Here is a 21,200-nt window from a genome sequence, read left to right on the forward strand (position 1 = left end):
TAAATGTCATTCTGATTATCATTTGGGCATCCGCTGCGAGCCTCGGAACGCATTCTGTATTAAAGGATTAAAATAACAACAAGGAAGAAAACATGAGCCCGGAAAAGATTTCATACTTTGTATTAATGGGGGACAGCCTGACCGACCGTGGCACTATTGCGAATAAATATTTATGGGGTTGCATTCCTATGAGCTGGATAACTGGTTTGGACAAAAAATCACCAGATGGACGCTTCACCAATGGCTATGCCTGGAGTGATCATCTGAGCGCCGGCATTGCTGAAGATTTCATCATCAAAGAGGTGGGTAAAGAGTATAAAATGGATGCGACAGACATCAGCGACGCAGTGATTGCCCATGATAGTAAGGTTCGAGCACATGTTCAGGATAGTTATGATTTGGATGATGATCTGGTAGTCCGCTATAAAGGAGTTGATTTCGTTAGAAATTACAGCGAAGGAGGATTAAGCGCTCATGATTATAGCTGGGTTCCAAGCTCAAGTTTAAGCCGTTTCTTTAATCGAATGGTGGTCTCTACGCTGGAAGAAATGCGGGAGAAAATGATTAAATATGACGAAACTCATCAGGTATCGGATACACAGAAAAAATCAACCCTGGTTATTGAATGGTCTGGAGCCAATGATTTAATCACGGTGAATGAGCGCCCAACCATAGGCGAAGCCAAAAAAGCATTAAAAGCCAGAGTTGAAAATGTCGAGGAACTGATAAAAAAAGGCTACTCCAATTTTATTTTATTTAATCTGCCGGATTTGTCATTTACTCCCATGTATCAGCAAAAAAGTGAATATGAGAGAGATAATGCTCAATCCTGCTCGCTTTATTTTAATGAACGGTTACGGATAGCCTGTAATGAATTAAAGATTCGCTATCCCAATTGTTCAATTGAATGCTTTGATATCAATTCACTGTTTACAGATATAATTCAGCATCCTCTGAAATGGGGATTTGATCCGGAGAAGGTGAGTACACCGTATTATGGCTCCGAGGATTTTTACAATGAAAACGGCAGCTCTCCGGCAAAAGGTTACATTTTCTGGGATACTATTCATCCTTCAGCCGATATGCATGCTCTTCTTGCCCATCATTTCTATCTGAAATATCAATTTAAATACAATTTCATTGCGCCTGATTTTTTGGGCGAAAGCCAGCGAAAAGAAGCCAGCTCCACTATCAGTGAATTACGGCGTCAGTTCATCCAGGAATACGGCACACGTCTGGCTAAAGATAAAAACAGCTTTTTTGGCAGCTTGTACCGTTCCAATATTGATTATAAAAATGCCAGTCTCGAAGAGATTTTTCGCCACGCACTGTATGAAAAAGGCTATAGAACGCGAGCCAGCATCACGCATTTAAACTGGATAGACAAGAAGGGAAATATCACCTTGAAAGTGCCGCCTTTGGAAACTGCAAAAATGGTTGTGGAAGCGAAGGAGGGGATAAGGAGGGATCCTCCTGAAGAAGAAAGAATATCGAAAAGAATCTGAGATATGACCGGCCTCTTTCCCAAACTTGAAATGGGGCCGGATACTTGAAGTACATGCAGGTTATTTTTCAGCGTTTGACTGTCACTCTTATATCGTTGGCGTGGGCTACAGAATGTGGTTTGCTTACGCTAACGACTACCTGTTGGAGCTTAAATTCTTTTTTAATTAAAGCAGCCACACGGTCTGCAACCGTTTCAATTAATTGAAATGAATTGGATTCAACATATTCAGTAACGCTTCGGCAGAGCGCGTCATAATCAATCGTTTTATTAATATCGTCATTACATTGACTAAAGTCGCCGGGAATGCTGATATCAATAAACAGATTTTGCTTAATTTGCTGTTCCCAGTGATGAACTCCAATGCGAGTGGCAATTTTTAACGCTTTAACTTCCAGAATATCCATTTTTTGATCAACGAAAACAAAAAGGGCAGGGTAGCAAAGTTTGAAAATTTATACAATCTTAACCTACGTCCCGACCATACCCCCCTACCACTGCCATTAAGTTAAGGAAATTTGTCATTCCCGCGAAGGCGGGAACCCATTCCTCAATTGGCATTATAGCTAGCTCAGAGGTGGATCCCCGCCTTCGCGGGGAGGACAGTTTAATATACTACTGAGCTTAACTTAATGGCAGTGACCCTACGACCCACGACGTGTTCGGGGGACTCAGAAAACTCATAAAGAAACACTGGACCCTGAGGACAAGCCACAGGGCGCAAGAGATGGTAGATACCTACGGATTTGTTCGCGGGATCCCAAGGAATCCTTGCCAAGATTCCTGGATTCTGCGAATAATCACAGAACATAGGAGCTCTCTGAACTATGCTGACTTCTGCAGACTAATTAATTCTTTTATTCCGGTTTCAGCCAAATCCAGCATGCCGTTTAATTGAGCGCGGTTGAAACTGTTTTCCTCTGCGGTGCCCTGTATTTCAATAAAGTCACCGGCCTCATTCATAACGACATTCATATCCGTTTCAGCCAGCACGTCTTCTGCATAGTCCAGATCCAGCACGGATTGCCCGCGGTAAATGCCTACAGACACTGCTGCGACATAGTTGAACGCCGGCATTTTTCTAATTTTCTCCCGGCTAACCATCCAGTTCAGCGCGTCTCTTAATGCAAGACAAGCTCCTGTAATGGCGGCTGTTCTTGTGCCTCCGTCAGCCTGAAGCACATCACAGTCGATGGTAATGGTATTTTCACCCAGCACTTTAAGATCGAAACAGGCGCGAAGCGAGCGGCCAATCAAACGCTGAATTTCAAGGGTTCGGCCGCCTTGTCTGCCTTTACTGGCTTCCCGGTCAGAGCGGCTGTGAGTGGCTCGGGGCAACATTCCGTATTCTGCAGTAATCCAGCCTTGATTTTTTCCCTTGAGAAACCGTGGAACACCGTCTATAACTGAAGCATTACAAATAACTCGAGTCTGGCCAAATTCTACCAGTACAGATCCTTCAGCATGCTGCGTATAGTTGCGGTGCAACTGAATAGATCGAAGTTGATTGGGTTCACGATTGCTGGGGCGCATGGCTTGCTCCTCGATAAAATTGCAAAGTATACCCCTTTCTTCTTAATGATGCACGCAGACTTGCATTTGTACAAATTTAGTTTATAGTCGGCCATCCTCAGAAAGAATTAGTAGTAAACTCGATTATGACTAATAGTATGACCGCTTTTGCACGCGAGCAGATTCAAGTAGACGGCATGATTTTTTGCTGGGAAATTCGTTCGGTAAATCATCGATATATGGACGTTTCCTTTCGCTTGCCAGAAGCCTGGCGTTTTCTTGAAAATGACCTGCGAACAATGCTTAGAGGGCAGATTAGCCGCGGTAAACTCGAGTGTCAGTTAAAACATCAGGATAATTCCGGTGTTGAAAAAATGATTGCAGTTAATGAGCCATTATTGAATGCTTTAGTGAGTACGGCTGAAAAACTATCCAGTGATAACCATCTGGCCAATGATATGAGTTTGTCAAAGGTGCTGGCATGGCCTGGAGTTGTAAACATAGAGCAACCTGTTCTTGAGCAATATTCGGCTTCGATTTTAGACCTGTTCAATCATACGTTAAAACGACTGCAGTTAATGAGATCTGCGGAAGGAGCGGCACTACATCAACATGTACTGGATAAACTTTCACGGCTAAAAACCGAGACTGGGAAAGCCCGCGAGTTTGCTGAGAAGAACAGCTTGCTTGCCCGCGATAAACTGCTGACTCGATTGCAGAGTCTGAATCTGGAAGTGGATAGCAGTCGAATTGAACAGGAACTGGCGATTCTTTTAAGTAAAATGGATGTAACCGAGGAACTGGAACGATTGTCGGTACATATCCATGAAGTGAATAACAGTCTCAATGCAAAAGAGCCCGCGGGACGACGGCTCGATTTTTTAATGCAGGAATTAAATCGCGAGGCAAACACACTGAGCTCAAAATCTGATTCCATTGAAATGACGCAGTCTGCGGTAGAAATGAAAGTATTAATCGAGCAAATGCGAGAACAAATTCAAAATATAGAGTAAAGATAAATGGCGAATGATGGCACAGGAAATTTATTTATTGTAGCGGCCCCTTCAGGCGGGGGAAAAACCAGTCTCGTGAAAGAGCTTGTTAACAGCATGCCTGATATTGAGGTATCTGTTTCGCATACTACCCGTTCCATGCGTCCGGCCGAGAAAAATGGCGTCGATTATTTTTTTGTTTCGGAAAGCGAATTTCTGCGCATGATTGATGACTCTGCTTTCATTGAATACGCAAGAGTTTTCAACCATTATTATGGTACTTCAGTGATTCAGATTAAAGACCGACTGGCTTCTGGCATCGATGTGGTACTGGATATCGACTGGCAGGGGGCGCAGCAAATCAGAAGACTGTTTCCTGGGTCTGTCAGCATATTCATCATCCCGCCCTCGCTGGAAACTCTCAAACAAAGGCTTCAAAACCGTAAGCAGGATAATGAAGCGGTGATTGGGAGCCGAATGTTACAGGCACAGGAAGAATTGAGCCATTATTCTGAATTTGATTATCTGATTGTCAATGACAGTTTCGAGGTCGCGGCCGAAGAACTGAGGTCTATTGTGCTTGCCAATCGCTTAAACATACAGCGGCAATCAGTAAAGATTGCAAAATTACTTTCCTTCTTATTGGCATCGAAGTAAAATAGATTATTTTGGTTATAAGCTTAAGATCATGACTGCGGGCCTTTGTGAAATGGATTCAGGCTCACTATTTCGTCTGATGCTATAACTTAATACTTGTATTGTGGGGGTTCTAATGGCACGTGTCACAGTTGAAGATTGTTTGGAGCATGTTGCGAATCGCTTTGAATTAGTGATGGTTGCAACCAAAAGAGCGCGTGAAATTGCTGTTCGCGGCGAGCAGCCTTTAGTGGAGTGGGAAAACGATAAACCGACGGTTGTGGCTTTAAGAGAAATTGCGGCTGGATTAGTAAAACCAGATATTCTGGATAAAGATTAATTCAAATCGGCAGTATCAGTTGCAATACAATTTTTCAGCTTTAAGCGAAGGGAGTGCTCTGTGAGCTACTTTAAGGAGTTACACGAAGAGCTTCAACATTATCTTGAGCAACAGCAGGTTGAAAAGTGCCATCAGGCCTATCTGGTTGCGGAAAAAGCGCATCATGGGCAGATGCGCCGATCGGGTGAACCTTATATTACCCATCCAGTAGCCGCTGCGCTGATACTTGCCCGGATGCGTCTCGACTATCAAACTATCATGGCAACCCTGTTGCATGATGTGGTCGAGGATACCTCCATCAGCAAGGAAGAGCTAAGCCAGTTGTTTGGTGAGGAAGTCACTGCCCTTGTAGATGGTGTCACCAAACTGACTAAAATCAAGTTTGAGTCCCGCGCGGAAGCCCAGGCTGAAAATTTTAGAAAGATGGTTCTGGCAATGGTGAAGGATATTCGCGTCATCATTGTCAAGTTGGCTGATCGCTATCACAATATGAAGACTCTCGGGGCGATGCCTTCGTCCAAGCGTCGACGCATTGCAATTGAAACCCTTGAAATTTATGCGCCTATTGCTAATCGGCTGGGGATGCATGCTATTTATGTGGGCCTGGAAGATTTAGGTTTTCAGGCGCTCTATCCCATGCGATTTCGCGCAATCAAATCAGCCGTTGAGAAGTCAAGGGGCAATCGCCGTGAACTCACACAAAAAATAGAACATGACCTGGAAGAAGCCCTCAGACAGTTAAATATTCCTTACGAGCATGTATTCGGCCGCCAAAAACATTTATACAGTATTTATCGAAAGATGCGCCAGAAAAAAGCCTCTTTTACTGAAATCACTGATGTGTTCGCTTTCCGTGTAATCACCGAAGATATCGACGCCTGCTATCGTGTGATGGGGGCTTTGCACCGCACTTACAAACCTGTTCCGCAACGATTCAAGGATTATATTGGTATTCCCAAAGCGAACGGCTATCAGTCCTTGCATACCACTTTGTTCGGCCCATTTGGTGTTCCTCTGGAGGTACAAATCCGTACGCGGGATATGGATAAAGTAGCAGAAAACGGGGTGGCGGCGCACTGGATTTATAAATCCGCTGGTCTGGAAGTGAACGAGGCACAGCTTCGTGCCCGCGAATGGGTACAGCGGTTATTGGAAATGCAGCGAAGCACCGGGAGCTCTCTTGAGTTTATTGAAAACGTTAAAATTGATTTGTTCCCGGATGAAGTTTATGTATTTACCCCCAAAGGCCATATCATGGAGCTTCCCAAAGGAGCCACTCCGGTTGATTTCGCTTATACAGTACATTCTGGTGTCGGTAATAGCTGTGTGGCTGCCAAGGTCAACCGCCGTCTGGTGCCTTTAAGCATTCCTTTGACGAATGGGCAGACAGTAGAAATTATCACAGCTCCAGGGGCTCACCCCAATCCAGCATGGCTTAATTTTGTGGTTACCGGGAAAGCGAGAAGCAATATTCGTCACTTCCTTAAAAGCCAGCAGCATAATGAGTCGATTGTGATGGGGAAACGCTTATTGGAGCAGGCACTTGCGGAATTGTCTTCCGATTATGCCAAAGTACCTCCCGAATCCCTGCAGGCAATACTCCATGATTTAAATTATAAATCCGCTGAAGAATTACTTTATGCTATTGGTATTGGCAATCAAATGCCGATGGTCATTGCAAAACGTCTGGTGGTTCGCCCGGAGCCTGCCGAGCTCGATAAAAATGGTAAAAGCCGCCCTCTGGCCATTAAGGGAACCGAGGGAATGGTGGTTCATTTTGCCGAATGCTGTCAGCCCATTCCAGGTGATAGCATCGTCGGGCGCTTTCAGCAGGGACGGGGAATCATCGTACATGCCAGCGATTGCCCACTGATTCATCATGTCCGCAGTCCTGAGCAGTTCATTGCCTTACGTTGGGATGAGCAGGTTGAGGGTGAGTTCTGGGTGGATATTACCGTTGAAGTGGCCAACCAGCGAGGTGTTCTCGCCGCCTTGGCAACCGCGATAGCCGAAGCGGAGTCCAATATTGGAAATATTAATGTGGATCCTCGCGATGGGCGCCACAATGCTGTTACTTTTTCTATCAGTGTGCGTGACAGAACGCATTTGGCGCGTGTGATGAGAAGGCTTCGTTCCAACAATGTCGTCATGCGCCTTTATCGAAAAAAACAAGGGGAATGAGAATGCAATCAATTCATAGTGAACAGGCTCCGGCTGCTATTGGAACTTACAGTCAGGCTATCCGCTGCGGCGACACAGTTTATCTTTCTGGTCAAATCCCATTGGATCCCGCGACCGGTGTTTTATGTAGTGACGAAATTCGACTGCAAATAGATCAGGTATTAAATAACTTAACCGCTGTTTGTCAGGCCTCAGGCGGCAGCTTGGCTAATATCGTCAAATTGAATGTCTATCTGACCGACCTAAATCATTTTCCTCTGGTAAATGAAGCAATGAGCCGCTTTTTTGTCGAGCCTTATCCTGCTCGCGCTGCTATTGGCGTGTCAGCATTGCCGCGTAACTCCCAGGTCGAAATGGATGGCATAATGGTGCTTGACAAGTCTGTTACAGGATAATTCAGTGGATAATAATCAGTACGCCCAAACCGGGCGTCGGATGTTTATTATTACCTGGATTCTCCTTTTTGGTTTGCTGTTTATATTTTTTTATTACCATGGCCAATCTGACAAAGGGCGTGTCGAAAGCCATCCAGGCAAGGTAATCATCAAGGCAGATGCGCAGGGGCATTATCGCATCGATGGCGCAATTGATGGTCAACCTGTCCATTTTATCATTGATACAGGGGCTACACTCTTAGCTATACCAGAAAAAGTTGCGCGGGAATTAAATTTAAGCGGGCGCTATCCAATCCGTATGCAAACCGCAAAAGGAACCGTTGAAGGCTCCCTGACACGCGTAAATAAACTCTCTTTCGGTAATTTCACTTTATATGATGTTAAAGCTGTCATTATTTTAGGTGCCGAGGATGATATGTTGTTGATGGGTATGAATGTGTTATCGCATTTTAGCCTCACACAGACAAACAAGACATTAGTGATTAAGAAATCGGATGAGCAGTAAGGCATTTCCCCACGGCTTAGATTTATAAAACGAGAAATACATGAGCATTGTGACATTAAATAAAGTCATCTTGAATGTGGGTGGCAACAGGCTGCTTGATGAAGCCGATTGGCAAATCCAGCCCCAGGATCGTGTCGCCCTGGTGGGGCGAAATGGGGCAGGCAAATCCTCTTTGCTGCGCTTATTGCAGGGTGAGATGCTGCCCGATAGTGGACAGATAAACCGTCTTAGCGGTCTTAGAGTTGCCGGATTAACGCAGGAAGTTCCTGTGCATGATAATGAAACAGTGTATCATTTTCTGGTAAAAAGTCTGGGAGAAACGGGTGAGGTGTTAGCCGAATTCTACCAGTTGTCTCAAGGCGAGGACTTATCGGCTTTAGCTCGTTGCCAGCAGCAAATGGACAATTTGCATGCCTGGGATCTTTTGCCTCGAGTCGACACAATGGCTTCACGTCTGGGTATTGATCCTTCTGCAAGAATGGACAAATTGTCTGGAGGGATGAAAAGACGGGCATTGCTTGCAGCGGCACTGATAGCCAATCCTGATCTCTTACTGCTAGACGAACCGACCAACCATCTTGACGTGGAAGCCATTGAATGGCTGGAATCTTATCTGAAAAGCTATCAGGGAGCCGTTTTACTGGTAACTCACGATCGGGAGTTTCTTAGCGCTGTCTCCAATCGCATAGTGGAAATTGATCGCGGCAAACTCTACACCCATGAATGTGATTATGAAACCTATCTGGACCGGCGTGAGGCAATGCGGGTGACCGAGCAGCGTCATAATGAATTATTTGATAAGCGTTTAGCGGAAGAAGAGGCCTGGATTCGTACTGGTATCAAAGCCAGACGTACTCGCAATGAAGGCCGGGTTCGTGCTTTAAAAGCGATGCGGGAACAGTATAAAGCACGCCGAAACCAGCAGGGTAAAGTCAAAGGCATTAATCTTGAGATTGCTCATTCGGGGAATGTGGTCATTGAAGCAGAGAAGCTTAATTATCAGATAGGCGGCAAGACGATTCTACGCGACTTCTCGCTGCTGCTTTCCCGCGGTGATAAATTGGGTATTATTGGACCTAATGGCTGTGGTAAAACCACACTTGTTCGCCTGCTTCTTGGTGAATTGACCCCCGATTCAGGTCGAGTGAAACAAGGCACATCGCTGGCGGTCGCCTATTTTGATCAGCTCAGAAGGCAATTGGACGAGCAACAGACCGTGATGGCAAACGTTGCGGATGGGGCGGATCATGTCAGCATCAATGGCAAGCAAAAACATGTTGCCAGTTATCTGAAGGATTTTTTGTTCCCCTCGGAGCGTTTCAATCAGCCTGTTTCCAGTTTGTCCGGAGGCGAGAGAAATCGTCTGTTATTGGCGAAATTACTGGCTAAACCGGTCAATTTTCTGGTCATGGACGAACCAACCAATGATCTCGATATAGAGACCATGGAGCTTTTGGAAACCATGCTGGTAGATTACCCCGGCACCTTAATTTTGATTAGCCATGACCGCGCATTTATTAATCAGGTGGTGACCAGTGTGCTGGTATGGGAAGGCGAAGGGCAGTTTAACGAGTATGTAGGTGGATACGATGATTACCAGATGCAAAAGAAAGCTCAGCGACAGTCTGCCTCCGCTGTATCCTCAGCCAAGGCCTCGCCAAAACGGACGAATACTTCGAGTAAGCTAAGTTTTAATGAGCAACGTGAGCTTTCGCAATTGCCGCAGCAAATTGAAACGCTGGAGGCAAGAATTGCTGAAGCGCAGTTAAAAATGACGGAAGCTGATTTTTACCAACAGGATGCCCAGGCGATTGCCTTATTTGGTCAGCAGCTTCAAGCAGATGAAGCTGAGCTCACAAAATTATATTCTCGATGGGAGGAGTTGGAGGGTTAGCTCCAGAAAGATCAATTGTGTAGAGGGTTGGGGACATTGCCATTAAGTTAAAGTTAATGAATTTTTGTTATTCTTGAGCCGGCGTGGGTGTAACGTAAGAGAAAATCCCCTCTCCCAAGTTTGGGAGAGGGCTAGGGTGAGGGTTGATTTTAACCCCCTCTCTCTAACTCTCTCCCCTGAGGGGAGAGAGGATTTTTTTCATACACTCTAATGTCAAGAAAAACTTAAGGCTAATTGAAAAAACAAGTCGCGGTACGTAGCGGGTTAGGTGATCGTGCGACGACAATGATCCTTGATAAGCAAGCCGCATCGGAGTTATAGTTGATTAATATCAATTTTCCATCGTTTTGGAGAAATGCACTGTGTTATTAACCTTGGCACTGGTTGTGTTTTGCTCGGCAATAATCGTTTTTTTTGCGGAGGAGTTTGGCGGCGTCGTTAAGAAAATTTTCGCAATTCCTGGTGTTAAACTCATCCTGCCCTTGTTAATTGCTTCATTCATCGTAGCCCTTTATGAAGATTGGATCGTCTGGATATTGCTGATCAATAAATATGCATTTCATAGCGCTATGAGTTTTATCGCATCCTTTTTTCCTTTTGAACAGTTCGCGGCTGAAACTGTACAGATTTTATTTCTTCTCATTTTAACTCTCCTGCCTCCATTTATTTTTATCACTTTACGCAAGCGTAAAACAATACTTCCCTTTCGTTATACCTGGCTGATTTGTCTGCTGCTTTGGCTATTTTTCAGTATTTTATTCACAGTTAAATAATTTTAAGTAAATATTTTTTGGATTTCATTTCAAATGCTTATAAGCCTCCTATAATTTATTTAGACAAGCTCAGTTCACTTTGAGGGGCTATGAAAATTTCAGGCAGGCTTTTACAAAAAGCAGTCGAGGCAAAAATCATCGATGAAAACCAGGCGAGTCGTTTACTGGAATTTATCAAGGCAGAGTCCGCACACGAACCCCATTTTGATTTCACCAATGTTCTTTATTACCTGGGCGGCTTAATCGCTATTGGGGCCATGACCATTTTTATGAATGTCAGCTGGGAACACTACGGCGGTATGGGTATATTTTATGTTTCATTGCTCTATGCAGCAGTCGGTCTGGGGTTGGCCCATATACTCGCCCAAAAGAACTTTCCGATACCAGCGGGTATTTGTGCAACCTTTGTTGTCGCTCTAACCCCGCTGGCTATTTATGGGCTGCAGAAAGGCATGGGATGGTGGCCTGATGACAGTGTATATAATGAATTTCATTACTGGGTTCAATGGCATTGGATTTATATGGAAGCAGGCACATTAATTGTGGGAATTATCATGGCCTGGCTGTACCGTTATCCTTTCATGATTATGCCCATCGCCGTAACCCTGTGGTATCTCTCGATGGATGTGGCGGCATTGATTGTTGATCCGCATTCTATGGATTTTGAATTCAGAGCCATTATTTCCATGTATTTTGGACTGGTTATAGTTTTGATTGCTTTCTGGGTAGATGTTCGTTCGCGTCATTCAGCGGATTATGCATTCTGGCTTTATATTTTTGGTGTCATTGCTTTTTGGGGAGGTCTCACCTGCCAAAGTTCCGACAGCGAGCTGTCGAAATTCTTCTATCTCTGTATTAATTTGGTGATGATCATTATTGGTGTTGTTCTGAACCGTAAGGTATTTGTGATTTTCGGAGGCATCGGTGTGGCTTTTTATCTGGGGCATCTGGCATCGAATGTGTTTAAAGACAGCCTGGGATTTCCTGCGGCTTTGGCCTGCATTGGACTTCTGATTATTTACCTGGGAACTTTATGGCATAAAAACGAAGATAGATTACGAATAAAACTCCAGTCCCTGCTCCCGAAACCTTTGCAGGAGCTGTTGCAGGCAAGAGACTAAGAAACATGCAAGAACGCTGACTTAAGGACTTTTTATATTGTTTAGTGTAATCCTTATAGCTAGAATGCCTAAAAATAAGTAAGCAAGCGGTTATAAGGATGAATCATGTTTCGCAGATTTTTAGGTTTTTTTAAACCCACTCAAGAAAATAGCTATTCTAAAATAGATGTGGAAAATCCAGATATAAAACCTGAATTACCGCCTGTTATCCCAATCTCTGAAAAACAGGATTTGCTGACACGTGTTGAAAAATTACAACAACTTAAAGAAGAGATTTTGGAAATGGAGCGTGCCTATGAAAAATCCTTTTTCAGATGGCAAGCTTCAACTGTGTTGGGCAGCCTTGCTTTAACTGCTGTATGGGGAGGGTTAGTCGGTCGACTAAATCATAAGTTTTTTAATCCTTACTGGGAAGACAATAAACTTTTATATAGGAAAAGATTCGATTTTATGGCACAAGATGATGATGGATGCACGCCTGCTTCTTTTGGGTGTGTGGGTTACTATCCCAACTTTCTTAATTTTGGTTCCAAGTCCCTGGCTAACTGCACTCAAGCAGGTTATTCGCCTCTGGAAAATTTGGTATGCCCAGATCTGTATATTCAGGCATGTTTAAATATGATGGATACAATGTGTGATATTTTAAACTCAACGACCTATCAATATGTTGATGATGAAACAAACAGACATAGTTTAAACAACGCTTTCGGCACATTGATGACACTTAGTTTTATAACACCACTTATCGGATGGTTAGTAGTAGCGCTGCTAAATGAGTATAAAAAGAAAAGGCCTGCCGATCTTGTTCCTGTTTCAGCTTTGCAAAAAGATAAACTGCAAGATTACATCAGTCAAATCGGTAGCGGTATTCATCTTAATATAAGCAAAAAAGGGTTTGGTAATGAATATATTAATAGCGCAGAATTATATTCTCAAATTGATCGAGAAATCGCTTTAGCTAACGCCACACTGCTTGTAAATAATATCGATCAGGATAAGAACAATCGAGCGAGCTTTTTTCAACCGGATAAGGATGAGCAGCAAACAGGTATTAACCTCCCTGACGAAGCGGTTTATTCAGCCTGAGCGGAACTGCGTTGTTGCGTGAATAGAACCAAGCAACTAACCTGTCGTCTTTGCGAACGAAGTGAAGCAATCTAGATCGGAATTTGAACAAAGTAATGAGCTGGATTGCTTCGCTAACGCTCGCAAAGACAGTTTTTTGTGCACCTATCTTCATGAGTTGGAACAGTGCTCGTTATGAAATAGAGTCTAAAAATAAATTGGGTTCACAGAAACTAATCTTCCTCTAATATTTTAGCGGAAGCATTTTTCTTCATCACAATGATGCTGATGCGTCGATTTTTGGGATTTAGCGGCTCCTTTTTATCCAGCAGAACAGTTGAGGCATAGCCTGTAACCCGCATTACTTTATCTTCCTTTAACCCCGCTTTCAGCAGGGCACGCCTTGCTGTATTGGCGCGTTGCGTTGACAGCTCCCAGTTGGTTTGTTCCAGATCTTCCGGATTATGATAGGGATGGGCGTCAGTGTGCCCCTGGATGGTTACTTTATTGGGAACAGAGTTTAGCAAAACGGCGATTTTCGCAAGGATCTGTGCCATCGCTGGATCAATCTCATCGCTGCCTAACCCAAACATAGGCTTATCGTCATTATCAATCAATTGTATCCGCAGGCCTTCCGAAGTCACGTCCATTAGCATGCGATCTTTTAATTCTGTTAAAGCAGGATCATTTTCGATACTCAGCATGATGTTGGATTGCAGCTCCTTCAACTGCTTCATTTCTTCCTGTTTGAGATTGCCGGCGGTGGATTGCTGGCCTGACTTGGCTGGTTGATTGTTACCGGAAATCTGGCCATCTTTCTTCTCTAAATTATCACCGCCGCCTTTTACGGTTATTTCTCGGGAACCCATGCTATCCCCGCTTATAAGCGATATCTTTAAAGGCTGCTTAAAATATTCGGCTAAGCCATCTTTCTGGGCTTTGTTCAGTGATGCCAATAACCACATGAGCAGAAAGAAGGCCATCATCGCGGTAACGAAATCGGCGTAGGCAATTTTCCAGGATCCCCCATGATGCCCATGACTATGCCCATGACGTTTCTTTATAATAATGGGTGGGGTTTCTTCTTTGTTAGCCATTTAGGTAATTTTTCCGAATTTAAGCTGTTTTAGGAGTTTTGATTTCCTCGCTCAACTCATTAAATGACGGTCTGTCATTATTGAATAGAACCTTTCGCCCAAACTCCAGTGAAATAATAGGGGGGTTATTATGCAGGCTTGCCAGAATGATTACTTTAATGCAATTCAGCATAATTTGTGTTTGATTGGCACGCTGCTCCATTGCTTGTGCTACAGGCCCGATAAAACCATAACCCAGCAATATACCGAGAAAAGTACCTACCAGCGCCTGCGCGACCAGAACCCCTAGCTGCGCGGGGGGAAGGTTGATCGATTCCATCGTGTGCACTACGCCAAGCACGGCGGCAACAATACCAAAGGCGGGCATGCCATCTGCGAGCTTGGTAATCGCATTCACCGGGATCATCTCTTCCTGGTGATGCGACTCTATCTCAGCATCCATCAGTGATTCAAGTTGGAAAGGCTGCAGGTTGGAAGTGATTATCAAACGAAAATAATCACAGATAAAACTGACAATGTGGTGTTTCGCCGCAATTTTCGGATAATTACTAAAAATTGTACTGTTCTGTGGATCGTCAATATCCGCCTCGAGTGACATCAGGCCTTCCTGCCGGGCTTTATTGAGCAGCGCATACATCAAACCCAATAAATCCATGTACACTGCTTTAGGCGCTTTCTGGCCTTTAAATGCAGCAGGAAGGGCTTTACCAATCGATTTCAACACTGCCGGGCTGCTTCCCACAATCAACGATCCAATCGCAGCACCGGCAATAATCAGTAATTCAATCGGCTGAAAAATTGCCTTTAAATGACCACCAGCCATCGCGAACCCGCCAAAAACACTTGCCAGAATAATCAGATATCCAACTAAAATCAGCATATAGTTCCTTATTTCAGGTAATCGTATACCACTTTCCCGTAAGGTAATACCAAGTCACTCAGAATATGTACTGCATTTACGACTTTCTTTACCGGTAATAAGGCGATCGGTGCCAGGGCATGATGGAATAGTTCCAGCTGAGCAGGTCCTGACCAGGCCCCTTTGATAACTACATCCTGCAGTTCATATTCAACCAGTTCACAGATTCGTGTAGTACCATCCACATGCGGAACGAGTTTCAGCAAATAGTTAGGACTGACCATTGAACTATGAATTTTCTTATGGTCAAGGCTTTCATATTTATAACCCATAGTGGCCGTTGCGATACGAGTAGTTTCATAGTCAAGAATTCCCATTAAGGTTTCCTGGACTACATACAATTTGGGATTAGCGAGTTTCTTTGGAAAGCCCCATATTTCGCGTCCGGCGGCGATTGGCGGCAAATCATCAAGATACATGGCATGGGTGTATCCGCCCTTTTTGCCTTTGAAGCTAACCGGAATGACCTGTCCTGATTCAGTATAATCTCCAAATCCTGTAGAGTCAGGCATGCGGATAACTTCAAATTTAACCAGCGGCTCGGTTACTTCAAGAGGGGCCGGTACTACTTCTCTTAACAGATCAATATCCGTTTCATAAGTAATAATTAAATATTCACGATTATTAAATCGATAAGGTCCACGCGGATAGGCGGGGCTCGCTAAAGGCATTGCAAAGGCCTTGTCTCTTACTTCAGATTCCTTCATGTTAAACTCCTTTTACTGTAAGGGCTTACTCCATAAACCAACCATGACTGACTACAATGGATTGACCGGTCAGTGCGTTTGTTTCAAATGCCGCAAGGAAAAGAGCCGTATTGGCAACGTCATCAACAGTTGTAAACTCCCCATCGACGGTTTCTTTCAGCATGACATTTTTAATCACTTCCTGTTCGCTGATTCCTAACTCTTTGGCCTGTTCCGGAATTTGTTTATCCACCAGCGGGGTTCTCACGAAGCCTGGGCAGATGACATTAGAGCGAACACGATAGGCAGCGCCTTCTTTGGCCACGACTTTGCATAAACCCAATAGGCCATGCTTGGCAGTCACATAAGGTGCTTTTAATTTGGAGGCTTCTTTGGAATGGACCGAGCCCATATAAATAACACTGCCACCCTCACCTGAAGCATACATGTGTCTCAGGCAGGCACGGGTGGTTAAAAATGCACCGTCCAAGTGGATGGCCAGCATTTTTTTCCAATTGGCCAATGATAATTTATCGACTGATTCAATAATCTGAATACCGGCATTGCTTACCAGAACGTGAATCTTGCCAAATTTTTTGACAACCGATTCAATTCCTTCATCGACTTGCTGCTCATTCGTTACATCCATAGCGACTGCCATTGCTTCGCCGCCTTTGGACTTTATTTCGCTAACGACCTGCTCTGCCTGATCCAGATTTAAATCGGCGATGACTACTTTTGCGCCTTCACTTGCATAAAGCAGTGCGATTTCTTTTCCAATTCCGCTGGCGGCCCCGGTAACAACAGCAACTTTATTCTGAAGTTTCATAACACAATCCTTGTAAAATGGTCTGTGAAGAAGTATAGCAGTAATTTGAATTAGCGCATCCATTCAATAACTTAATTTGTTAGCCGGATTGTAGTGACGCCATGGCTTATGTTAAAACCAATGATGTAATTGAATGATTAATCAGGAGTACAAATGGACTGGATGATGTTTATGGGACACATCAATGAGGATCAGGCTTATTTATACATGGTAATCCGTGCCGCTATTCTTTTCCTTATCAGCACAATTGTCCTGCGCTATGGAAATCGACGTTTTAATTTGCAAACTTCGTTTGACTATCTTCTATTAATCATCCTGGGGGGATTAATCAGCAGAGGTATCAATGGATCAGCTACTTTGGTGTCTACTCTGGTAGCAACATTCAGTCTGATGCTGCTGCACCGGATTATCGCCATGCTTACCTTAAATTTTGAAGCCTGTGAACACGTTCTGAAAGGGCGCTGTTATCTGCTCTTTAACCAGGGCGAGTTTCAAACGGATACCATGAACAGGCTTCATATTACCCAAAATGATTTGATAGCAGAAATGCGCCGACAGTTAAACACTGAGGATTTTGCCCGCATTGAAAAAGCTTATCTTGAAAGAACGGGCTCAATTAGTTTTGTATGCAGGAATTCTGCCGCCACAAAGAAGAGTTGAATATCTGTGAAAGCAGGTTTAAATTTCAAACAACCGTCTGCTTTCACAGATCATAGCGAAACTGTTAAGGCCGTGTCGTGACAAACAGTTGAACTAACTCTTCATTCTACAATCGTATTAGTAGTAATAATAACGGTTATAGTAATAGCGTCGATCCTGTTCACGGCCTATGTGATGTCCTACCAGAGCGCCCGCACCTGCTCCAATGGCAGTTCCCCAGGCATCTCCACCTGAGACGGCATAACCGATACCTGCTCCCGCAGCGGCTCCGGTTGCGGTTCCTACTTCAGTGTTAGTACAGGCTGTCATAAAGGAAGAAGCTCCTGCAAACACTAGAATGGGTAAGGTTTTTTTCATGATGTTTCCTCATCTTTTTAGATTCCTTCTTTATCATAATAGCTCAATTTTAATCATCTTGATTAAAAATTACCTTTTGAGCTGATTGAAGAAATCTTGAGAAAAACTAATTCCCCCAGTAGTATTGGCAGAATTATTCCTAAAAAAATGAGGATATTATGTTTCGAGGTAGTATAGTTGCTTTGACCACTCCCTTGCTTGACGACAAGGTCGATATAAAAGCCCTGCGCGAACTGGTTGAATTTCATATTGCCGCAGGAACCCATGCCATAGTCGCAGCAGGCACCACCGGAGAATCGGGTACCTTAAACAAAGAAGAAAAACATCTGGTGATTAAAACGGTAATTGAGCAGGCACGTGAGCGCATTCCGGTTATTGCGGGAACCGCTGCCAATGCCACTCGAGAATGCATTGAACTGACACGCATGGCAATGGAGTGCGGTGCTCATGCTGCCCTCATTATGACACCGGCGTATATCAAACCGACACAAGAGGGTCTGTACCAGCACTATCGCCATGTGGCTGAGAATGTTGCCATTCCTATCATTCTTTATAATGTTCCCGGGCGTACGGCCTGCGATCTTTTGCCAGAAACAGTGGCCAGACTGGATAAAATATCGAATATCATCGGTATTAAAGAAGCCACTGGGCAAATGACCCGTCTGCAGCAGATTCTTCGTTTGTGCGAATCTCGCATGGATGTCTACAGTGGCGATGACGAAACTGGCGCGCGCTGGATGCTGGCTGGCGCAAAAGGGGTTATTTCAGTAACGGCCAATGTTGCTCCGCGGTTAATGGCTAAAATGTGTGATGCTGCTTTTGATGAAGATCAGGCAGCTTGCCTTCGCTATAATGACCAGCTGATGCCCTTACATAAATTATTATTCTGTGAAGCAAACCCGATTCCTGCCAAATGGGCCTTAAGCAAAATGAATTTACTCAAAAATGAATTGCGCCTGCCATTGACCCCTCTGTCTGAAAGTTATCATGAGGAGCTGGAGAAAGCGCTTCAGGAGCTTCAGTTAATTTAAAATGAGGTTAGGGTGTGTTACTTTTAAGTATCAAACAGGCTACACTAATCGCTGACTCAAAAAATGTAACCGCCTGTCCTGATATTTGCGTTTATTGATTGTACGTAGGTCAGAAAGTTCAAAAATTGTTGTTTTTTCTTTAAGTTAATGGGGATAGTTGTGAAAAAATGCTTTATAGTTATGGTAATAATGGTGCTGCTTTCTTCTTGCTCACGCTATGCCAGTAATGGTGAAAGTTTGTATTTAAGGAGTCAAAATGGACCATCACTTAACGTACCATCGCCCCTGACCAGTGATAATATCAGTCATTTTTATGATTTGCCTGATCAAAAGCAAAATGCAGTAGTCAGTATTGTTCCGCCAATTGACGCAGGTGCACAAGCAGGCTAACAGAGAGGGTTGACGAAATGTCCAGTGAATCTAGCGAATTAACAGTGATCCAAGAGCTGTCCAAGCGTATGGTGGAAGCACAGCGTAAAATTCGTATCCTGGACAGTATCAAATGGGATGACACGATCAAAAGGGAGTTTTTTGAAAATAAAGCCCGAAAATTGCCTCTGGTTGATAAAACCTACTATGATAACAAGCCGCTCCCCTTTGATGTGCAGGAAAAAAAAGAAGAGTTCCGGCTAATCTTGCGCGACTCCAATAATAGCCTGGGTCAATATTCTCCTGTAACTCGATTAATCAAACGCCAATGCGAAGAATACAGCCGCGCGGTGGAGATGCTGGCGGTGCGAGGCACCCCGGCCTTCAGTGAAATTGCGATGGAATTATATGGCAGCCCCAATGATGTGTTTTATTCAGGCGGGCCGCGTCTGTCCGAACTGGGTACTTTGCTGTTTGATGTGTTAACCGCTCTCGATGTTCAATTACAGTCTGATGCGGATTTAAAGCGTCATACACCATTCCAGGCTCAGCAAATCCTGGAAGCCCGTTTAGGCTCTTATTTTGATCAGCATCCTGGCAAAGTGACGGTGGTTGTCAGTGACGATATGGTCGCTGATGCCTCAGCGGGCGCCGACAATATCAAATTAAGCCAGCACGCCATGTTCAGCGACAGGGATTTGAAATATCTCGAGGTGCATGAAGGCTGGGTGCATGTCGGTACTACCCTGAATGGCTCCATGCAGCCTTATTGTTTTTTCCTGTCCAAGGGATCTCCTTCCAGTTCGGTTATTCAGGAAGGACTGGCAGTTATTACCGAGATCGTGACATTCTCTTCTTACCCTGGGCGGGTACGCAAGATTACCAATCGGGTAATCGCGCTGGACAAAGTGCGTCAGGGTGCTGATTTTCTTGATATTTATCGTTATTTTCTCGAGTGCGGCCTGACAGAAGAGGATAGTTATAATCATGCCGTGCGGGTGTTTCGCGGCAGTACGCCCACTGGCGGACCATTTACCAAGGATTTATCCTATTCCAAAGGCTTTGTTCTTATTTATAATTTTATCCGTTTTGCTATCAGCCAGCAGCGGGTTGACGCAATTCCGCTGTTATTTTGCGGCAAACTGGTTTTGGACGATATCCCTCTGTTGAGAGATTTACGGAATCATGAACTTTTAGCCCCTCCGGTCTATCTGCCGCCGCCTTTTCGGGATTTGGCCGCTTTAAGTGCCTGGATGAGCTTTTCATTGTTCCTAAATAAATTCAGTCTGGCGGAAATTTCCAAGGGGTTCAGCTTCTTGCTGGGCTAATAATTATCAAGGAGATTACTATGGGATTATTAGTAAACGGTCAGTGGCAGGATCAATGGTATGACACCAGTAAAAATAAAGGTGAGTTCAAGCGCGAGAATGTTAAATTTCATCAGGTGATTAGTCCTGATCCAAAGGCTGAATTTCCCGCCGAGGCAAAGAGATATCATTTATACGTCTCTTTAGCATGTCCCTGGGCTCATCGAACACTGATTTTCCGGAAGTTAAAAAAACTTGACTCCCTGATTGAGGTGTCGATAGTTCATCCCCATATGCTGGAAAATGGCTGGGAATTGAAAAGCGGCCTGGGTGCTACGGGCGACCGCTTATATAATCTCAAATTTCTTCATCAACTCTATACCAAGGCTGTTCCAGATTATACTGGCCGGGTTACAGTACCGGTACTTTGGGATACCCAAAAAGAAACGATCGTTTCAAATGAATCCGCAGAAATCATCCGTCAATTTAACAGCAGCTTTAATGCGCTGACAGGGGATCCGCAGGATTTTTATCCTCAGGCCCTTCGTGCTGATATTGATCAAATCAACGAACGCATTTACCACACAGTCAATAATGGCGTATATCGCTGCGGCTTTGCCACGTCACAAGATGCTTACAAGCAGGCATTTCTCGAGTTATTTGATACGCTTGATTTTTTGGAGTCGCATTTATCAGGCCGCGATTATCTGATTGGTGAACAATTAACAGAAGCGGATTGGCGGTTATTTACGACGCTGATTCGTTTTGATGCCGTTTATTTTGGGCACTTTAAAACCAACCGTCAGCGGATTATGGATTATCCTCATTTATTTGCCTATCTTAAGCGCCTGTATCATTATCCTGGAATTGCCGAAACGGTGAATTTTGAACATATCAAGCAACATTATTATTACAGTCACCGCATGATTAATCCGACCCAGATTGTGCCTGAGGGCCCGCTTCTTTATCTGGATTAATTCGTAAGTTCTATGTTTTAATAAGCATCATTTTTATTGAGAGACGAGAA

Annotated in this window: 23 protein-coding genes; 16 read left to right on the forward strand and 7 right to left on the reverse strand. The window is 44.1% G+C overall.

Going from position 1 to position 21,200, the window contains the following annotated elements; all coding sequences use genetic code 11:
- Positions 1-92 precede the first annotated feature (92 nt).
- A complete protein-coding gene (locus B1207_RS12485; protein ID WP_112220289.1) occupies positions 93-1,505 on the forward strand; it encodes an SGNH/GDSL hydrolase family protein in 1,413 nt (470 codons plus the stop codon).
- 67 nt (positions 1,506-1,572) lie between these two features.
- Here B1207_RS12485 and folB read toward each other — a convergent pair whose 3' ends face one another.
- Together folB and rph are read right to left on the reverse strand one after the other, a co-directional pair.
- Entirely contained in the window at positions 1,573-1,911 is a 339-nt protein-coding gene (gene folB / locus B1207_RS12490) for a dihydroneopterin aldolase (protein ID WP_112220290.1), read from the reverse strand.
- A gap of 418 nt (positions 1,912-2,329) precedes the next feature.
- A complete protein-coding gene (gene rph, locus B1207_RS12495; protein WP_112220291.1) occupies positions 2,330-3,037 on the reverse strand; it encodes a ribonuclease PH in 708 nt (235 codons plus the stop codon).
- A 125-nt stretch (positions 3,038-3,162) separates the two neighbouring features.
- Here rph and B1207_RS12500 point away from each other — a divergent pair, with 125 nt between their 5' ends.
- The 10 genes from B1207_RS12500 (at position 3,163) to B1207_RS12545 (ending at position 12,939) form a co-directional block, all read left to right on the forward strand.
- Positions 3,163-4,029: a YicC/YloC family endoribonuclease gene (locus B1207_RS12500; protein ID WP_112220292.1), complete on the forward strand. Its 867-nt coding sequence runs from the start codon at positions 3,163-3,165 to the stop codon at positions 4,027-4,029.
- Positions 4,030-4,035: 6 nt separating this feature from the next.
- Positions 4,036-4,665: a guanylate kinase gene (gene gmk / locus B1207_RS12505; protein WP_112220293.1), complete on the forward strand. Its 630-nt coding sequence runs from the start codon at positions 4,036-4,038 to the stop codon at positions 4,663-4,665.
- A 115-nt stretch (positions 4,666-4,780) separates the two neighbouring features.
- Entirely contained in the window at positions 4,781-4,984 is a 204-nt protein-coding gene (rpoZ, locus tag B1207_RS12510) for a DNA-directed RNA polymerase subunit omega (protein WP_058507616.1), read from the forward strand.
- A gap of 60 nt (positions 4,985-5,044) precedes the next feature.
- Positions 5,045-7,165: a bifunctional GTP diphosphokinase/guanosine-3',5'-bis pyrophosphate 3'-pyrophosphohydrolase gene (gene spoT, locus B1207_RS12515; protein ID WP_112220294.1), complete on the forward strand. Its 2,121-nt coding sequence runs from the start codon at positions 5,045-5,047 to the stop codon at positions 7,163-7,165.
- Between the two features lie 2 nt (positions 7,166-7,167).
- Positions 7,168-7,560, forward strand: coding sequence for a RidA family protein (locus tag B1207_RS12520; protein ID WP_112220295.1), 393 nt, complete (start codon positions 7,168-7,170; stop codon positions 7,558-7,560).
- A 4-nt stretch (positions 7,561-7,564) separates the two neighbouring features.
- The gene (locus B1207_RS12525) at positions 7,565-8,065 is read left to right on the forward strand and encodes a retropepsin-like aspartic protease family protein (RefSeq protein ID WP_253255865.1); all 501 of its coding nucleotides are present in this window, start codon (positions 7,565-7,567) and stop codon (positions 8,063-8,065) included.
- A gap of 40 nt (positions 8,066-8,105) precedes the next feature.
- Positions 8,106-9,959 (forward strand): ATP-binding cassette domain-containing protein, encoded by a 1,854-nt coding sequence (locus B1207_RS12530; protein ID WP_112220296.1) that lies wholly within the window; start codon positions 8,106-8,108, stop codon positions 9,957-9,959.
- Positions 9,960-10,321: 362 nt separating this feature from the next.
- Positions 10,322-10,732, forward strand: a complete 411-nt coding sequence (locus tag B1207_RS12535) for a hypothetical protein (protein WP_112220297.1) — start codon at positions 10,322-10,324, stop codon at positions 10,730-10,732.
- An 89-nt stretch (positions 10,733-10,821) separates the two neighbouring features.
- A complete protein-coding gene (locus tag B1207_RS12540; RefSeq protein ID WP_112220298.1) occupies positions 10,822-11,853 on the forward strand; it encodes a DUF2157 domain-containing protein in 1,032 nt (343 codons plus the stop codon).
- Between the two features lie 105 nt (positions 11,854-11,958).
- Positions 11,959-12,939 carry a hypothetical protein gene (locus B1207_RS12545; RefSeq protein WP_112220299.1) on the forward strand — a complete coding sequence of 327 codons (981 nt, stop codon included), beginning with the start codon at positions 11,959-11,961 and terminating at the stop codon, positions 12,937-12,939.
- A gap of 212 nt (positions 12,940-13,151) precedes the next feature.
- On the opposite strand, the gene motB is transcribed toward B1207_RS12545, so the two are convergent.
- From motB to B1207_RS12565, 4 genes are read right to left on the reverse strand one after another with little or no spacing between them, the layout of a single operon-like run.
- Positions 13,152-14,015, reverse strand: coding sequence for a flagellar motor protein MotB (gene motB / locus B1207_RS12550; RefSeq protein WP_112220300.1), 864 nt, complete (start codon positions 14,013-14,015; stop codon positions 13,152-13,154).
- A 19-nt stretch (positions 14,016-14,034) separates the two neighbouring features.
- The gene (gene motA, locus B1207_RS12555; protein WP_112220301.1) at positions 14,035-14,895 is read right to left on the reverse strand and encodes a flagellar motor stator protein MotA; all 861 of its coding nucleotides are present in this window, start codon (positions 14,893-14,895) and stop codon (positions 14,035-14,037) included.
- Between the two features lie 8 nt (positions 14,896-14,903).
- A complete protein-coding gene (locus tag B1207_RS12560) occupies positions 14,904-15,641 on the reverse strand; it encodes an acetoacetate decarboxylase (RefSeq protein ID WP_112220302.1) in 738 nt (245 codons plus the stop codon).
- A gap of 25 nt (positions 15,642-15,666) precedes the next feature.
- Positions 15,667-16,449: a 3-hydroxybutyrate dehydrogenase gene (locus tag B1207_RS12565; RefSeq protein ID WP_112220303.1), complete on the reverse strand. Its 783-nt coding sequence runs from the start codon at positions 16,447-16,449 to the stop codon at positions 15,667-15,669.
- Between the two features lie 153 nt (positions 16,450-16,602).
- On the opposite strand from B1207_RS12565, the gene B1207_RS12570 reads away from it, so the two are divergent.
- The gene (locus B1207_RS12570; RefSeq protein WP_112220304.1) at positions 16,603-17,109 is read left to right on the forward strand and encodes a YetF domain-containing protein; all 507 of its coding nucleotides are present in this window, start codon (positions 16,603-16,605) and stop codon (positions 17,107-17,109) included.
- A 117-nt stretch (positions 17,110-17,226) separates the two neighbouring features.
- On the opposite strand, the gene B1207_RS12575 is transcribed toward B1207_RS12570, so the two are convergent.
- Positions 17,227-17,466: a glycine zipper domain-containing protein gene (locus B1207_RS12575; protein ID WP_058507602.1), complete on the reverse strand. Its 240-nt coding sequence runs from the start codon at positions 17,464-17,466 to the stop codon at positions 17,227-17,229.
- 158 nt (positions 17,467-17,624) lie between these two features.
- Between B1207_RS12575 and dapA the strand changes: the two genes are divergently transcribed.
- From dapA to B1207_RS12595, 4 genes are all read left to right on the forward strand, one after another.
- Positions 17,625-18,497, forward strand: a complete 873-nt coding sequence (gene dapA / locus B1207_RS12580; RefSeq protein ID WP_112220305.1) for a 4-hydroxy-tetrahydrodipicolinate synthase — start codon at positions 17,625-17,627, stop codon at positions 18,495-18,497.
- Positions 18,498-18,656: 159 nt separating this feature from the next.
- The gene (locus B1207_RS12585) at positions 18,657-18,887 is read left to right on the forward strand and encodes a hypothetical protein (protein ID WP_407927356.1); all 231 of its coding nucleotides are present in this window, start codon (positions 18,657-18,659) and stop codon (positions 18,885-18,887) included.
- Positions 18,888-18,904: 17 nt separating this feature from the next.
- A complete protein-coding gene (locus tag B1207_RS12590) occupies positions 18,905-20,194 on the forward strand; it encodes a flavohemoglobin expression-modulating QEGLA motif protein (protein ID WP_112220306.1) in 1,290 nt (429 codons plus the stop codon).
- 20 nt (positions 20,195-20,214) lie between these two features.
- Entirely contained in the window at positions 20,215-21,150 is a 936-nt protein-coding gene (locus B1207_RS12595) for a glutathione S-transferase family protein (RefSeq protein ID WP_112220307.1), read from the forward strand.
- The last annotated feature ends 50 nt before the right edge of the window (positions 21,151-21,200 follow it).

The organism is Legionella quinlivanii (assembly GCF_003265995.1).
Lineage (GTDB): Bacteria > Pseudomonadota > Gammaproteobacteria > Legionellales > Legionellaceae > Legionella_C > Legionella_C quinlivanii_A.

Bases quoted from the DNA above. Each gene is read 5' to 3' on its own strand.
- B1207_RS12485 (WP_112220289.1), top strand. From the start codon at position 93: ATGAGCCCGGAAAAGATTTCATACTTTGTATTAATGGGGGACAGCCTG.
- folB (WP_112220290.1), bottom strand. From the start codon at position 1,911: ATGGATATTCTGGAAGTTAAAGCGTTAAAAATTGCCACTCGCATTGGA.
- rph (WP_112220291.1), bottom strand. From the start codon at position 3,037: ATGCGCCCCAGCAATCGTGAACCCAATCAACTTCGATCTATTCAGTTG.
- B1207_RS12500 (WP_112220292.1), top strand. From the start codon at position 3,163: ATGACTAATAGTATGACCGCTTTTGCACGCGAGCAGATTCAAGTAGAC.
- gmk (WP_112220293.1), top strand. From the start codon at position 4,036: ATGGCGAATGATGGCACAGGAAATTTATTTATTGTAGCGGCCCCTTCA.
- rpoZ (WP_058507616.1), top strand. From the start codon at position 4,781: ATGGCACGTGTCACAGTTGAAGATTGTTTGGAGCATGTTGCGAATCGC.
- B1207_RS12520 (WP_112220295.1), top strand. From the start codon at position 7,168: ATGCAATCAATTCATAGTGAACAGGCTCCGGCTGCTATTGGAACTTAC.
- B1207_RS12530 (WP_112220296.1), top strand. From the start codon at position 8,106: ATGAGCATTGTGACATTAAATAAAGTCATCTTGAATGTGGGTGGCAAC.
- B1207_RS12540 (WP_112220298.1), top strand. From the start codon at position 10,822: ATGAAAATTTCAGGCAGGCTTTTACAAAAAGCAGTCGAGGCAAAAATC.
- B1207_RS12545 (WP_112220299.1), top strand. From the start codon at position 11,959: ATGTTTCGCAGATTTTTAGGTTTTTTTAAACCCACTCAAGAAAATAGC.
- motB (WP_112220300.1), bottom strand. From the start codon at position 14,015: ATGGCTAACAAAGAAGAAACCCCACCCATTATTATAAAGAAACGTCAT.
- motA (WP_112220301.1), bottom strand. From the start codon at position 14,895: ATGCTGATTTTAGTTGGATATCTGATTATTCTGGCAAGTGTTTTTGGC.
- B1207_RS12560 (WP_112220302.1), bottom strand. From the start codon at position 15,641: ATGAAGGAATCTGAAGTAAGAGACAAGGCCTTTGCAATGCCTTTAGCG.
- B1207_RS12565 (WP_112220303.1), bottom strand. From the start codon at position 16,449: ATGAAACTTCAGAATAAAGTTGCTGTTGTTACCGGGGCCGCCAGCGGA.
- B1207_RS12570 (WP_112220304.1), top strand. From the start codon at position 16,603: ATGGACTGGATGATGTTTATGGGACACATCAATGAGGATCAGGCTTAT.
- B1207_RS12575 (WP_058507602.1), bottom strand. From the start codon at position 17,466: ATGAAAAAAACCTTACCCATTCTAGTGTTTGCAGGAGCTTCTTCCTTT.
- dapA (WP_112220305.1), top strand. From the start codon at position 17,625: ATGTTTCGAGGTAGTATAGTTGCTTTGACCACTCCCTTGCTTGACGAC.
- B1207_RS12590 (WP_112220306.1), top strand. From the start codon at position 18,905: ATGTCCAGTGAATCTAGCGAATTAACAGTGATCCAAGAGCTGTCCAAG.
- B1207_RS12595 (WP_112220307.1), top strand. From the start codon at position 20,215: ATGGGATTATTAGTAAACGGTCAGTGGCAGGATCAATGGTATGACACC.